We start from the raw sequence: 13,474 nt of genomic DNA on the forward strand, positions 1-13,474 counted from the left end.
ATGGCCTTCGGCACCCGGCTCGCCGCCTCCTTCGAGGCGTTCGGCCACGTGTGCGTGGGCATCGATCCGCACCCGTTCCTCCTCGAGGAGTGGGGGCTCCCGATCTCGGCCGCGGGCGCCCGCGACTTCGGGCTGCGAGTGGTCGAAGCGAGCGCAGGAACCGCCCCGGCCGTCAAACCGCAGGTGGCCTTCTACGAGCGCTACGGGTCGGCGGGCTTCGCCGCGCTCGAAGACGTGCTCGAGGCGGCGCGCTCCACCGACCTCCTGGTCGTCGGCGATGCGAAGCGGGGCGACATCGGCACGACCATGGACTCCTACGGCGACGCCTGGTTCGCCGCCGACTCGCCCCTGCGCGTCGATGCCCTGACGGTCGCGGCGTATCAGGGCCTCGGTGCCGATTCCGGCCTCATCGCCCGAGCGCGGGCTGCCGGCGCGGGCGTGTTCGTGCTGGCCGCGACGTCGAACCCGGAGGCGCGTCTCACCCAGACGGCGAGCCTCGAGTCGGGAAAGACCGTCGCAGCCGGTATCGTCGACGACGTGCTCCACGACAATACGGCCTCTGACCAGGGGGTCTCGTTCGGTTCCGTCGGCCTGGTCCTCGGGGCCACCGTCGCCCTGACCGACTACGGCATCGACACCGCCGACCTCGCCACCACGCCCATCCTCGCCCCGGGCTTCGGCGCGCAGGGCGCGCGCTACGCCGACGTGCGCAGCCTGTTCGGCCCCGCTGCCGGCAGCGTCCTCGTGTCTGCGTCGCGCTCGATCCTCGGCGCCGGGCCCGACGGGGTCGCCGCCGCCGTCCGCGCCGCCTCGGACGAGGTGACCGCGTGCCTCGCATGACACCGCCGCCGGTGGACCGCGCCGCGGCCGCCAAGGCCGCCGTCGCGGCGCGCCGCGCCCGCGCCGAGGTCAAGCGCGCCGTCGCCGAGCGCACCCGCACGGCTCTCGACGTGGCCGACACGGCGTGGACCGGCGAGGCCACCGCCCCCGAGGCGACGCTCCGCGTCCGCGAGCTCCTCACCTCGATCCCCGGCATCGGGCCGACCCGCGTCGCCCGCATCATGGATCAGCTCGGCATCGCCGACTCCAAGCGGGTGGGCGGCCTGGGCGTGCGCCAGCGCGTCATCCTCGGCGACTGGCTGTCCCAGCGCGAGGCGCGCGGCCGTGTGAAGTCGCGGCTCGTCGTGCTGGCCGGCCCGACCGCGGTCGGCAAGGGCACGGTCTCGAGCTTCATCCGCGACAATCACCCCGACGTGCTTCTCTCGGTGTCCGCGACGACGCGCAGGCCCCGCCCCGGCGAGGTCGACGGCGTGCACTACTACTTCGTCTCCGACGACGAGTTCGACCGCATGATCCGCGACCGCGAGCTGCTCGAGTACGCCACCGTGCACAACTCGCACCGCTACGGCACGCCGCGGCCGCCGATCGACGCCGCGCTCGACAAGGGCCGCAGCGTCCTGCTCGAGATCGACCTGCAGGGGGCGCGCCAGGTGCGCACCGTCATGCCGGAGGCCGTCCTGGTCTTCCTGCTGCCGCCCACGTGGGAGGAGCTCGTGCGCCGCCTCATCGGCCGCGGCACGGAAGACACGGCCGAGCAGCAGCGTCGGCTCGAGACCGCCAAGGTCGAGCTCGCGGCCCAGGACGAGTTCGACGTGAAGGTCGTGAACAACGACGTCGCGACCGCGGCCCAAGAGGTCGTAGACTTGATGGCACTGCCTGCGGCCACCTCGAAGACCGCTCGGGCACACGAAGCTTAGGAGGCACCATGGCCGACAGGAACAAGGGCATCATCGACCCGCCCATCGACGACCTGCTCTCGAAGGTCGAGTCGAAGTACGCACTCGTCATCTTCGCGTCGAAGCGCGCGCGTCAGATCAACGACTACTACGCCGACCTCCACGAGGGCTCGCTGTTCGACAACGTGGGGCCGCTGGTCGACTCCACGATCGACGACAAGCCGCTGTCGGTCGCGATGCACGAGATCAACGAAGACAAGCTGACCTCGAAGCCCCTCGCGCCGGTCGCCGAGTAGTCGCTCAGCCGAGAAGTCACGCCACCGAGACAGCGGGTCGCCCCTCCAGGGCGGCCCGCTTTCTTATGCCCGCGACTCTCCCCGATCTGGGCAAGACGCCCAGCTGTGGACCCGGATCGGGGATTCTCGAGGCGCGGGACGGTTAGAACGACGACGACGGGAGATCGCGCTCATCGTCTGCGATGGCGCGCACGATGCGAGCCGCGACGGCGTCCGGGTCGAGCGCAGAGCCGAGGGGCGGTGCCTGGCCCGCGATCGGATGAGTCGAGAGGTCCGTGCCGACGTGCCCGGGCCGGGCGTCCAGCAGGCGGATGCCCTGGCGCCGGTACTCGCGGGACGCCGCGCTCATGAATGCCGCCAGCGCGGCCTTGCTCGCGGAGTAGGCGGCCATGCCGGCGGTCGGCGACTCCGCGACGATCCCGCTGAGAGTCACGACGAACGGGCCCGCCCCGCGCGCGGCCGAGTCGGCCAGCGACGGCGTCGCCGCGCGGATCAGCTCGATGGGCCCGGACAGGTTCGTGGCGAGGAGCTCCTCGACGGTCGCCGTCTCCACCTCGGCGGCGGATCCGAAAGCGACGACGCCCGCGGCGATGACGACCCCGTCGAGGCGGCCGTGCGAGGCGAGGGCCGCTGCGACCAGCGACGCCGGGCCGTCTGCGGTGCCGAGGTCGGCCAGGTACGCGTCGGGTCCGGTCAGTCGCTCCGGGTCTCGACCGGCGCGGACCACCGCGGCCCCTTCGGCACCGAGCTGAGCGGCGATCCGGGAGCCCAGCCCTCCCGACGCTCCGACCACCAGCACCACCGAGTCACGCAGTTCCGTCATGCCCGGAGCCTACGCGCGCGCCTCTCGCGACGGCGTGTGACGGACGACGACGGCCGCGACGGGGACTGTCGGTGGGTGCCGACTACAGTGGGGGAGTCCGTTTCAGCGGCCTCCCCATCGGCACCTCTTCACCAAAGGACAGCGTGACTTCAGCTTCCAGCCTCCGCCTCTTCACGTCCGAATCCGTTACCGAGGGGCACCCCGACAAGATCTGCGACCAGATCTCCGACGGCATCCTCGACGCGCTCCTGGCGGTCGACCCGCACAGCCGCGTCGCGGTCGAGACGCTGGTCACCACGGGGCTCGTCCATGTCGCCGGCGAGGTCACCACCACCGGCTACGTCGACATCCCCACCATCGTCCGCGACCTCATCACCGGCATCGGCTACAACGACTCGTCCGTGAGCTTCGACGGCCGCACCTGCGGCGTCGAGGTGTCGATCGGCGCGCAGTCGCCCGACATCGCGCAGGGCGTCGACGTCGCCCGCGAGGCCCGCACCGGCACCTCGACCGAAGACCCGCTCGACCTCCAGGGCGCCGGCGACCAGGGCATCATGTTCGGCTTCGCGACGACCGAGACCCCGCAGCTCATGCCGCTGCCGATCTGGCTCGCGCACCGCCTGGCCGAGCGCCTGACCGCCGTCCGCAAAGAGGGCCTGCTCGACTATCTGCGCCCCGACGGCAAGACCCAGGTCACCGTGGGCTACGACGGCTACGACCCCAAGACGGTCGACACCGTCGTGCTCTCGACGCAGCACTCGCCGTCGGTCACGATGGAGCGCCTCGAGGCCGACGTCATCGAGCACGTGATCCTGCCCGTCCTCGAGGCGGAGGCGCCGCACCTCGACACCACGACGACGAAGTTCATCATCAACCCGACCGGCCGCTTCGAGATCGGAGGGCCGCAGGGCGACGCCGGCCTCACCGGCCGCAAGATCATCGTCGACACCTACGGCGGGGCCTCACGCCACGGCGGCGGCGCGTTCTCGGGCAAGGACCCGTCGAAGGTCGACCGCTCGGCCGCCTACGCCATGCGCTGGGTCGCCAAGAACGCCGTCGCGGCCGGCTTCGCCGAGCGCCTCGAGTTCCAGATCGCCTACGCCATCGGCCAGGCCGCTCCCGTCGGCTTCTACGTCGAGACCTTCGGCACCGGCCACGTCGACGACGAGACGATCATCGCCGCGGTCCGCGAGGTGTTCGACCTGCGCCCCGCCGCGATCATCCGCGACCTCGACCTGCTCCGCCCGATCTACGGCAAGACCTCGACCTACGGCCACTTCGGCCGCGAGGGCTTCTCGTGGGAGGCCCTCGACCGCGTCGACGCCCTCCGCGAGGCCGCCGGCCTGAACGCCGGCCCGGCCGCGTCGTAGGCTCCGCCGTGCCCCGGGCCGTCGCGCGGGTGCTGGTCGACACCCCGCTTCCGCAGCTCGACCGGCTGTTCGACTACGCCATCCCGGAGCGCCTCCGCGGCACGGTCGGGCCCGGAATGCGGGTCAAGGTGCCGCTGCGGTCGGCGGGCCGCATGGCCGACGCCTTCGTCATCGAGGTCGCCGCCAGCTCGGAGCACGAGGGCTCGCTCAGCGAGGTCGACGAGCTGATCTCCGAGGTGCCCGTGCTCGCCCCCGAGGTGTGGCGGCTGGCCCGCGCCCTCGCCGATCGCGTCGGCGGCTCGGCGAGCGACGTGCTGCGGCTCGCGGTGCCCACCCGGCAGGTGCGGGTCGAGAAGGCGTGGCTGGCGGCGCGCGCGGCGAAGGCGGACGCGGCCGTGCGGCCAGAAGCGGCCGACGGTGATCCCGAGGCCGACGGCGGCCCGGAGACAGGCAGCGGCGCACGGGCGCAGGATCAGACCGGCTCGCCCGTTCCTGCGCCCCCGCTCTCGGTCGCGGGCTACCGCAGTGCCGATCTCGCCGCCGCCGTCCGGGCCCGGGCACGGCTGGCCCTCGACGCGGTTCCCCTCGTCGTCGAGCTCCCCGCGTCGGGCGACGCCGCCCCGCGCTGGGTGGGGCGCTGGGCCGTCACGCTGGCCGAGCTCGCGGCGGTCGCCCTCGCCGACGGCGACAGCGCGATCCTGGCGGTGCCCGACTACCGCGACCAGGAGCAGCTCGTCGCGGCGCTCGAGGCCGTCGTGCCGCCCGAGCGGATCGTGCGCCTCGACGCCAGGCAGTCGAACCCCGACCGGTACCGCGGGCTGCTGCGGGCGCGCGGCGACGAGGCCCTGGTGCTGGTCGGCAACCGGTCCGTGCTGCTCGCCCCGGCGGCGCACCTCGGCCTGATCGCCGTCTGGGACGACGGCGACCCGCTCTTCTCCGAGCCGCTCAGCCCGTACGCACATGCTCGTGACACGGCTCTGCTGCGGTACGAGCAGCAGGGCCCGGCCCTCGTCTTCGCCGGGCACGCGCGCTCGACCGACGTGCAGCGGCTGGTCGAGATCGGCTGGCTCACCGAGGCGCTGCCCGACCCGCGCTACCAGCCGCGGGTGATCCCCACGACGCAGCAGGGCTCGCGCGAGGGCTTCGCGGCGAACGCCCGCATCCCCTCGACGGCGTGGACCGAGGCGAAGGCCGCCGTCGAGTTCGGGCCGGTGCTCGTGCAGGTGGCTCACCCCGGCTACGCCCCGCGCCTCGCCTGCACCGAGTGCGGCGACACCGCTCGCTGCCTGCGCTGCAGCGGCCCGCTCCAGCAGAAGGCCGCCGGCGCGACCCCGGCCTGCGCCTGGTGCGGCGCCCTGGCGGTCGGCTGGCACTGCACGACCTGCGAGAACACGAAGATGCGCACCGTCGGCACCGGGGCCGGCCGCACCGCCGACGAGCTGGGCCGCGCCTTCCCGGGGGTGCGGGTCATCGTCTCCGACGGCACCCGGCAGGTGCTCGAGATCGACGACGAGCCCGCCATCGTCGTGGCGACCCGAGGCGCGGAGCCGATCGCGCCGGGCGGCTACCGCGCCGTGCTCCTGCTCGACGGCGAGCGGATGCTGGCCCGCGAGAGCCTGCGGGTCGCCGAGGACTGCCTCCGCTGGTGGGCCGACGCGACCGCCCTCGCACGGCATCGGGCGCCGATCTTCCTGGTCGGCGTCGGGGGAGCGCTCGCCTCGGCCCTCTCGACCTGGAACCTCGCCCGCTTCGCGTCGTCCGAGCTGGCCGACCGCCGTGAGCTGCGCTTCCCGCCCGCCGTGCGCGTCGCGACCGTGACAGGCCAGACCGTCACCGTCGAAGAGGCCCTCGACGACCTGCCCGAGCCCATCCGCGCCGAGACTCTGGGGCCGGTCGACGTCGAGGGCGGCACGGTCCGCGCGATCGTCCGGTTCGACTACGCGGCCGGGCACGACGTCGCGTCGATCCTGCGCGGACGCGTGATCCGGGCGGCCACCAGCCGCCGCAAACTCGTGCCGGGCGACCCGAAGGCCGCGACCAGGCGCTCAGTCGCTCCTACACTCAGAGTGCGGTTCGACGACGTCGAGCCGTTCGCCGAGCAGTAGCTCACCCGCACCACTCCCACGAAAGTCCTGATTTGCGCCTCGTCTTCGCCGGCAGCCCCGCCGCCGCCGTCCCCTCCCTCCGTGCCCTCGCCGCAGGCCCGCACGAGGTCGTCGCCGTCCTCACCCGCGACGACACCCCGCAGGGGCGCAAGCGCGTGCTCACCCCGACTCCGGTGGCCGAGGCCGCCGACGAGCTGGGCATCCCCGTGATCAAGGCGCGCAGGATCACCGACGACGTCACCGCGGCCATCGCCGACGCGGAGGCCGACCTCGGCGTCATCGTCGCCTACGGAGCCCTCCTCCGCGAGCCGCTCCTCTCGACGCCCCGCCTCGGCTGGATCAACCTCCACTTCTCCCTCCTGCCGCGCTGGCGCGGCGCGGCCCCGGTGCAGCGCGCGCTCATGGCCGGCGACTCCGAGACCGGAGCCGCCGTCTTCCAGCTCGTCCCCGAGCTCGACGCCGGCGAGGTGCTCGGCGTCGTCCGCAAGCCGCTCACGGGCGACGAGACCGCCGGGCACCTGCTCGGCGCGCTCGCGATCTCGGGGGCCCTGCTTCTGACGCGGGTCGTCGACGAGCTGGCCGCGGGGCGCGAGACGCGCACGGTGCAGATCGGCGACGTGACGCTCGCCCCGAAGCTCGCGCTCGACGACGCCGCGCTCGACTTCGGTGCGCCGCTGGCCGACGTGTACGACCGGTTCCGCGGCGTGACGCCCGAGCCCGGCGCCCACGCCCTCCTCGACGGCGACCGGTTCAAGCTGCTCGACGTGCGGCCCGCCGACGACGGCCGCGACGACCTGGCGCCGGGCGCGATCCTGCTCGATCACCGTCGCGTGCTGGTCGGAACGACGACTCGGGCCCTCGAGCTGCTGACCGTGCAGCCGGCAGGCAAGAAGCCGATGGCGGCGGGGGACTGGCTGCGCGGCGTGCCCGACCGCGACGGGCTGCGCTTCGACGGGAGCCCCTCGTGAGCGGCGACGGACGCCAGGGCACGGGTCGGCCCGGCGGCGGCAGCGGTCGCGGTGGCAGCGGACAGCCCGGCAGCGGCCAGCCCGGCAGCGGCCGCCCGAGCCGCGGCCAGCGCGCCCCGCGCCCCGAGCCGCACGTGCAGCCCGCCCGCCAGGTCGCGCTCGACGTGATCCGCGCAGTCGAGCACGACGACGCCTACGCCAACCTCCTGCTGCCCCAGCGCATCGCGCGGGCCGGCCTCGACGCCGCCGACGCGGGCCTCGCCACCGAGCTCACCTACGGCACCCTGCGCATGTCGGGCTACTACGACCGCGTGATCGCGATCGCCGCCCGCCGCCCGACCTCCGAGATCGACCCGGCCCTGCTCGACGTGCTCCGTCTGGGCGCGCACCAGCTGCTCTCGACCCGCGTCGCCCCGCACGCGGCGGTCGACGAGTCGGTGTCGCTCGCCCGCCAGGTCGGCAGCCGCTCCGGCACCGGCTTCGTGAACGGCGTGCTCCGCACGATCTCGCGCACCGAGCCCGGCGTGTGGCTGGAGCGCGTGCTGGAGCTCGCGACGAGCGTCGACGACGCCCTGGCCGCCCGATACTCGCACCCGGAGTGGGTCGTCCGCGCCCTGCGCGGAGCCCTGGCCGCCGAGGGGCGCGCCGACGAGCTCGAGACGCTGCTGGCCGCCGACAACGAGCCGGCGCGCGTGAGCCTCGTCGCCCTCCCCGGTCTGGCGAAGGTCACCGGCGAGTCCGGCCGCTTCTCGCCTCTGGCCATCACCGCTCCCGCCGGCGATCCCGGCGCCCTGCCCCGGGTGGCATCCGGCAAGGTTCGAGTACAGGATGAAGGTTCGCAGCTCGCCGCCCTCGCCCTGTCGCGAGTCGCGCCGGTCGCGGCGGGCGAGCGCTGGCTCGACATGTGCGCGGGGCCTGGCGGAAAGGCCGCGCTGCTCGCAGCCGAGGCCGCGATGGGCGGCGCCGTCCTCACCGCGAACGAGATCGTCCCCGGGCGCGTGGGGCTGGTCCGCCAGGCGCTCTCGGCTGTCGCTCCCGACGTGGCCGTGCGCCAGGGCGACGCGACGCTCATCGGCGGGGCCGAGCCCGAGTCGTACGACCGGATCCTCCTCGACGCCCCGTGCACCGGCCTCGGAGCGCTCCGCCGCCGACCCGAGGCCCGCTGGCGCAAGCAGCCGCGCGACGTCGCCGAGCTCACCGGCCTCCAGTCGGCGCTGTTCGACTCGGCCCTCGCCGCGCTCGCCCCCGGCGGGACCCTGGCGTACGTCACCTGCTCGCCGCATACCGCCGAGACCCGCGCGGTCGTCGAGGCCGGCCTCAAGCGGTGGTCGCGCGACGGCGGGGCCGCGGTCGAGATGCTCGACGCCACGGCCGTGCTCGGAGGGATCGCCACGGCGCCGCTCGACCTCGGCGCGGGCCCCTTCGCCCAGCTCTGGCCGCACCGCCACGGCACCGACGCCATGTTCGTCGCGCTGCTCCGCAAGGCGCGCTGACCGCCGCCGCGCCCGCCTGCACCACACCACGATCAGGACTCCGCCCCACGCAACACGGTGGTGCCCAGTCCCGATCGTGGTGCCGAGGCGCCAAACGGCGACCCGATAGGCTTGCCCCCGTGCCAATCCGCATCAGCCCCAGCATCCTCTCGGCCGATTTCGCGAACCTCGAGCGCGACTTGAACCGCATCAGCACCGCCGACCTGGTCCACGTCGACGTGATGGACGCCCACTTCGTGCCCAACCTCACCCTCGGCCTCCCGATCGTTCAGCGCATCCAGGAGGTGAGCCCCGTGCCGCTCGACGTGCACCTGATGGTGGAGGACGCCGACCGCTGGGCCCCGCAGTACGCCGAGACCGGAGCCAGCTCGGTGACGTTCTCGTTCGAGGCCGCGGCAGACCCGCGTTCCTGCGCCCGTGCCATCCGAGCCGCCGGCGCCCGCGCGGCGATCGCCGTCAAGCCCGGCACGCCCGTCGAGCCCGTGCTCGAGCTGCTCGACGAGATCGACATGATCCTCGTGATGACCGTCGAGCCGGGCTTCGGCGGGCAGTCGTTCATCAGCGAGACCATGCCCAAGCTGCGCGCGGCCCGCGCCGCGATCGACGCGTCGGGCCACGACGTCTGGCTCGAGGTCGACGGCGGCATCAACGACCAGACGATCGTCACCGCCGTCGAGAACGGCGCCGACACGATCGTCGCCGGCTCCAGCGTGTACGGCCCGGCCGGGAGCCCCGAGCCGGCCGAGCGCATCGCCGCACTCCGTGCCGCCGCGAGCCAGGTAGCCTAGGCCCGTGAAATCGTTCGACGACCTGTTCGCAGAGCTCAGCGCCAAGATCGCTGAGCGCCCCGAGGGCTCCGGCACCGTGACCGAGTTCGACGCGGGGGTCCACCAGATCGGCAAGAAGATCGTCGAAGAGGCGGCCGAGGTGTGGATGGCCGCCGAGTACGAGGGCGACGTCGCCACCGCCGAGGAGATCTCGCAGCTGCTCTACCACCTGCAGGTGCTGATGCTGGCGAAGGGCCTGACCCCGGCCGACGTGTACCGACATCTCTGAGACCGGCCCCGCTCCCGTCACCTCAACAGAAATCGGACCAATGCTCCGCGTCGCAGTACCGAACAAGGGCTCGCTCAGCGAGACCGCTTCCCAGATGCTCTCCGAGGCCGGCTACTCCGGCCGACGCGACCCCAAGTCGCTGTACCTCTCCGACGACCGCAACGGCGTCGAGTTCTTCTACCTCCGGCCTCGCGACATCGCGACCTACGTCGGGTCGGGCGCCCTCGACGTCGGCATCACCGGCCGCGACCTGCTGCTCGACTCGGGCTCGTCGGCCAAGGAGGTCGCCGCCCTCGACTTCGGCTCGTCGACGTTCCGCTTCGCCGGGCCCACCGGCACGTACCGAGAGCTCGCCGACCTCCAGGGCGTGCGGGTGGCGACCAGCTACTCGGGCCTCGTGGGCGACTTCCTCGCTGAGAACGGCATCACCGCCGAGCTCGTCCAGCTCGACGGAGCCGTCGAGAGCGCGGTGCAGCTCGGCGTCGCCGACGCGATCGCCGACGTCGTCGAGACCGGCACCACGCTCCGCGCTGCGGGCCTCGAGATCTTCGGCCCCGTGATCCTCAAGTCGACGGCCGTGCTGATCGCGTCCGACGAGGCGACAGCGGGCCTCGACGTGCTCCAGCGCCGCCTGCAGGGAGTCCTCGTGGCCCGCCAGTACGTGCTGATGGACTACGACCTGCCCGTGCGCCTCCTCGACGAGGCGACCAGGCTCGCGCCCGGCATCGAGTCGCCGACCGTCTCGCCGCTGCACGACCCCGAGTGGGCCGCCGTCCGCGTGATGGTGCCGCGTACGGACACCAACCAGATCATGGACGCCCTGTACGACCTGGGCGCCCGCGCGATCCTGGTCAGCCCTATCCACGCCGCAAGGCTGTAGCCGTGAGTGCGGATTCCACCCTCGCGGTCCGGGTCATCCCGTGCCTCGACGTGGCTGCCGGCCGCGTGGTCAAGGGCGTCAACTTCCTGAACCTGCGCGACGCCGGCGACCCGGTCGAGCTCGCCCGCAAGTACTACGAGCAGGGCGCCGACGAGGTCACCTTCCTCGACGTGACCGCGACTGTCGAGGAGCGCGCCACGATGTACGAGGTCGTGCGGGCCACGGCCGAGCAGGTCTTCATCCCGCTGACCGTCGGCGGGGGAGTCCGCTCCACCGACGACGTCGCGCGCCTGCAGGCGTCCGGCGCCGACAAGGTCGGCGTCAACAGCGCCGCCATCGCCCGCCCCGACCTGCTCGGCGAGATCGCCGACCGCTTCGGTGCGCAGGCGCTCGTGCTGAGCCTCGACGTCAAGCGCTCGGATGCCACGCCGTCCGGCTTCGTCGTCACGACGCACGGCGGCCGCCAGGAGACCTCGCTCGACGCCCTCGCCTGGGCCCGCGAGGCCGTCGAGCGCGGCGCCGGCGAGCTGCTCGTCAACTCGATCGACGCCGACGGCACGAAGCAGGGCTACGACCTCGAGCTCGTCGCCCTCATGCGCGAGGTCTCGAGAGTCCCGGTGATCGCCTCGGGCGGCGCAGGGTCGCTCGAGCACTTCGCGCCGGCTGTCCGGGCGGGCGCGGATGCTGTGCTCGCGGCCTCCGTGTTCCACAATGGAGAGCTGACGATCGGCGAGGTCAAGCAGAGCCTCGCCGAATCCGGCGCGATCGTCCGCTGACACTGCGTCAGCCAACGACCAGCCACCCGAGAGAGAACGAGACCATGGCCGAGCAGCTCACCCGCGAGACCGTCGAGCCCGTCATCGAGCGCGCGGCATTCGACGCCAAGGGGCTGCTGCCGGCCATCATCCAGGAGGCCTCGACCAGAGACGTCCTGATGATGGGGTGGATGGACGCCGAGGCGCTCCGCCGCACGCTGACCGAGGGGCGCGTGACCTTCTGGTCGCGCTCCCGCCAGGAATACTGGCGCAAGGGCGACACCTCGGGCCACTTCCAGTACGTCCGCAGTGCCGCCCTCGACTGCGACGGAGACACCCTCCTGGTGACCGTCGACCAGGTCGGAGCCGCGTGCCACACCGGCGAGCACGCCTGCTTCGACGTCGACCCCCTCGACCCCACGATCGGCTCTCCGAATGACTGACACCGCGACGGCCTCGGCCGAACCGCACACCACGACGCGCTCGGAGTTCGACGCGCTCCTCGACGGCCATCGCGTCATCCCGGTCGTCCGCAGCCTCTTCGCCGCCGAAGAGACCCCGGTCGGCATGTACCGCAAGCTCGCCGACTCCCGTCCGGGCACCTTCCTGCTCGAGTCCGCCGAGCAGGGCGGCATCTGGTCGCGGTACTCGTTCGTGGGCGTCTCCTCCTTCGGCGTCCTCACCACCGAGGCGGGCGCAGGAACCGCCACGGCCTGGATCGACTACGGCATGTCGGGCGCTCGCGCCTTCGGAGACGCCGTCGGGCAGCCGCTCGAGGTGCTCTCCGCCCTCTTCGACCGCTGGAAGACCCCGGTGATCCCGGGGTACCCGCCGCTCACGGGCGGGCTCGTCGGCTTCATCGGGTGGGAGGCCGTCCGTCAGCTCGAGCACCTGCCCGACGCCCCGCCGGCGGAGTTCGACGTTCCTGCGCAGGCTCTCTGCTTCGTCTCGGAGCTCGTGGTCATCGACCACCGCACGGGCACGGCGCTGCTGATCGCGACCGCGCTCAACGACGGGACCGACGACGCCGACACGCTGTGGAGGGCAGCCCAGGCGCAGCTCGACGCCCTGCAGACGACGCTGGCCCAGCCGAGCCCCGCGCACCTCGCCGACGTCGACATCAGCATCGATCCGCAGCCGGTGCGGCGCTCGACCGACGCCGAGTACGCCGAGGCCATCGAGCGGTCGAAGGGGTTCATCCGCGACGGCGACGTCTTCCAGGTCGTCATCTCGCAGCGCTTCGACCACGAGCTGACGGCCCCCGCCATCGACGTGTACCGCGTGCTGCGCACGCTCAACCCGAGCCCGTACATGTACCTCGTCAGCCTCGAGGACACCGACGGCAAGCCGTACCAGATCGTCGGATCGAGCCCCGAGGCCCTCGTCAAGGTGCAGGGCACGCGCGCGTACTCGCACCCCATCGCCGGCTCGAAGCCCCGCGGGGCCACGCCCGAGGAGGACCTCGCGCTGGCCACCGCCCTCGAGGGCGACGAGAAGGAGCGCGCCGAGCACCTGATGCTCGTCGACCTCGCCCGCAACGACCTGCTGAAGGTGTGCCGCCCGGGCTCGGTCGAGGTGACCGAGTTCATGCACGTCGAGCGGTTCAGCCACATCATGCACCTCGTCTCGAGCGTCGAAGGCGACCTCATGCCCGGCACGAACGCGATCGACGCGTTCCGCGCCACGTTCCCCGCCGGGACCCTCTCGGGTGCGCCCAAGCCGCGCGCCCTCGAGATCATCGACGAGCTCGAGCCCGCGCAGCGCGGCGTCTACGGGGGAGTCGTGGGCTACTTCGACTTCGCCGGCAGCGCCGACGTCGCCATCGCGATCCGCACCGTGCTGCTGCAGCCCGGCGTGGCCCGCGTCCAGGCCGGGGCAGGCCTCGTGGCCGACTCCGACCCGGCCTCCGAGAACCAGGAGGCCCGCAACAAGGCGGCGGCCCCCCTCCGCGCGGTCGCCGTCGCGAACGCCATGATCAGCCTCCACTGAATC

General features: G+C 73.0%; 14 protein-coding genes. 13 read left to right on the forward strand and 1 reads right to left on the reverse strand.

Annotated elements, in window-relative coordinates; all coding sequences use genetic code 11:
* Genes pyrF through rpoZ form a run of 3 tightly spaced genes read left to right on the forward strand, consistent with a single transcriptional unit; the run spans position 1 to position 2,032 of the window.
* The gene (gene pyrF, locus AC07TY_RS03215) at positions 1–840 is read left to right on the forward strand and encodes an orotidine-5'-phosphate decarboxylase (RefSeq protein WP_494784316.1); all 840 of its coding nucleotides are present in this window, start codon (positions 1–3) and stop codon (positions 838–840) included.
* Positions 837–1,757 carry a guanylate kinase gene (gmk, locus tag AC07TY_RS03220; protein WP_123504591.1) on the forward strand — a complete coding sequence of 307 codons (921 nt, stop codon included), beginning with the start codon at positions 837–839 and terminating at the stop codon, positions 1,755–1,757. Before pyrF ends, gmk begins: the two co-directional genes overlap by 4 nt.
* Before the next feature lie 8 nt (positions 1,758–1,765).
* On the forward strand, positions 1,766–2,032 hold the full coding sequence (gene rpoZ, locus AC07TY_RS03225) for a DNA-directed RNA polymerase subunit omega (protein ID WP_123504590.1): 267 nt from the start codon (positions 1,766–1,768) through the stop codon (positions 2,030–2,032).
* Positions 2,033–2,174: 142 nt separating this feature from the next.
* Here rpoZ and AC07TY_RS03230 read toward each other — a convergent pair whose 3' ends face one another.
* The gene (locus AC07TY_RS03230; protein ID WP_494784317.1) at positions 2,175–2,855 is read right to left on the reverse strand and encodes an SDR family NAD(P)-dependent oxidoreductase; all 681 of its coding nucleotides are present in this window, start codon (positions 2,853–2,855) and stop codon (positions 2,175–2,177) included.
* 143 nt (positions 2,856–2,998) lie between these two features.
* Between AC07TY_RS03230 and metK the strand changes: the two genes are divergently transcribed.
* The 10 genes from metK to AC07TY_RS03280 all read left to right on the forward strand — a co-directional run bounded on the left by metK (position 2,999) and on the right by AC07TY_RS03280 (position 13,471).
* Entirely contained in the window at positions 2,999–4,225 is a 1,227-nt protein-coding gene (metK, locus tag AC07TY_RS03235; RefSeq protein WP_494784318.1) for a methionine adenosyltransferase, read from the forward strand.
* Between the two features lie 8 nt (positions 4,226–4,233).
* Entirely contained in the window at positions 4,234–6,330 is a 2,097-nt protein-coding gene (locus tag AC07TY_RS03240) for a primosomal protein N' family DNA-binding protein (RefSeq protein ID WP_494784319.1), read from the forward strand.
* 32 nt (positions 6,331–6,362) lie between these two features.
* Positions 6,363–7,298 (forward strand): methionyl-tRNA formyltransferase, encoded by a 936-nt coding sequence (gene fmt / locus AC07TY_RS03245; RefSeq protein WP_494784320.1) that lies wholly within the window; start codon positions 6,363–6,365, stop codon positions 7,296–7,298.
* A complete protein-coding gene (locus AC07TY_RS03250; protein ID WP_494784321.1) occupies positions 7,295–8,791 on the forward strand; it encodes an RsmB/NOP family class I SAM-dependent RNA methyltransferase in 1,497 nt (498 codons plus the stop codon). The genes fmt and AC07TY_RS03250 overlap by 4 nt, the downstream gene beginning before the upstream one ends.
* 119 nt (positions 8,792–8,910) lie before the next feature.
* On the forward strand, positions 8,911–9,579 hold the full coding sequence (gene rpe, locus AC07TY_RS03255) for a ribulose-phosphate 3-epimerase (RefSeq protein ID WP_123504584.1): 669 nt from the start codon (positions 8,911–8,913) through the stop codon (positions 9,577–9,579).
* A gap of 4 nt (positions 9,580–9,583) precedes the next feature.
* Positions 9,584–9,847 carry a phosphoribosyl-ATP diphosphatase gene (locus AC07TY_RS03260; protein WP_123504583.1) on the forward strand — a complete coding sequence of 88 codons (264 nt, stop codon included), beginning with the start codon at positions 9,584–9,586 and terminating at the stop codon, positions 9,845–9,847.
* A 40-nt stretch (positions 9,848–9,887) separates the two neighbouring features.
* Positions 9,888–10,727, forward strand: a complete 840-nt coding sequence (hisG, locus tag AC07TY_RS03265; RefSeq protein WP_123504582.1) for an ATP phosphoribosyltransferase — start codon at positions 9,888–9,890, stop codon at positions 10,725–10,727.
* Positions 10,728–10,729: 2 nt separating this feature from the next.
* A complete protein-coding gene (gene hisF / locus AC07TY_RS03270) occupies positions 10,730–11,503 on the forward strand; it encodes an imidazole glycerol phosphate synthase subunit HisF (RefSeq protein WP_488626256.1) in 774 nt (257 codons plus the stop codon).
* A gap of 44 nt (positions 11,504–11,547) precedes the next feature.
* Positions 11,548–11,925: a phosphoribosyl-AMP cyclohydrolase gene (gene hisI / locus AC07TY_RS03275; RefSeq protein ID WP_123504580.1), complete on the forward strand. Its 378-nt coding sequence runs from the start codon at positions 11,548–11,550 to the stop codon at positions 11,923–11,925.
* On the forward strand, positions 11,918–13,471 hold the full coding sequence (locus tag AC07TY_RS03280; RefSeq protein ID WP_494784322.1) for an anthranilate synthase component I: 1,554 nt from the start codon (positions 11,918–11,920) through the stop codon (positions 13,469–13,471). Before hisI ends, AC07TY_RS03280 begins: the two co-directional genes overlap by 8 nt.
* Positions 13,472–13,474 lie beyond the last annotated feature (3 nt).

It is taken from the genome of Frondihabitans sp. GW821-FHT04F02 (genome assembly GCF_059420045.1).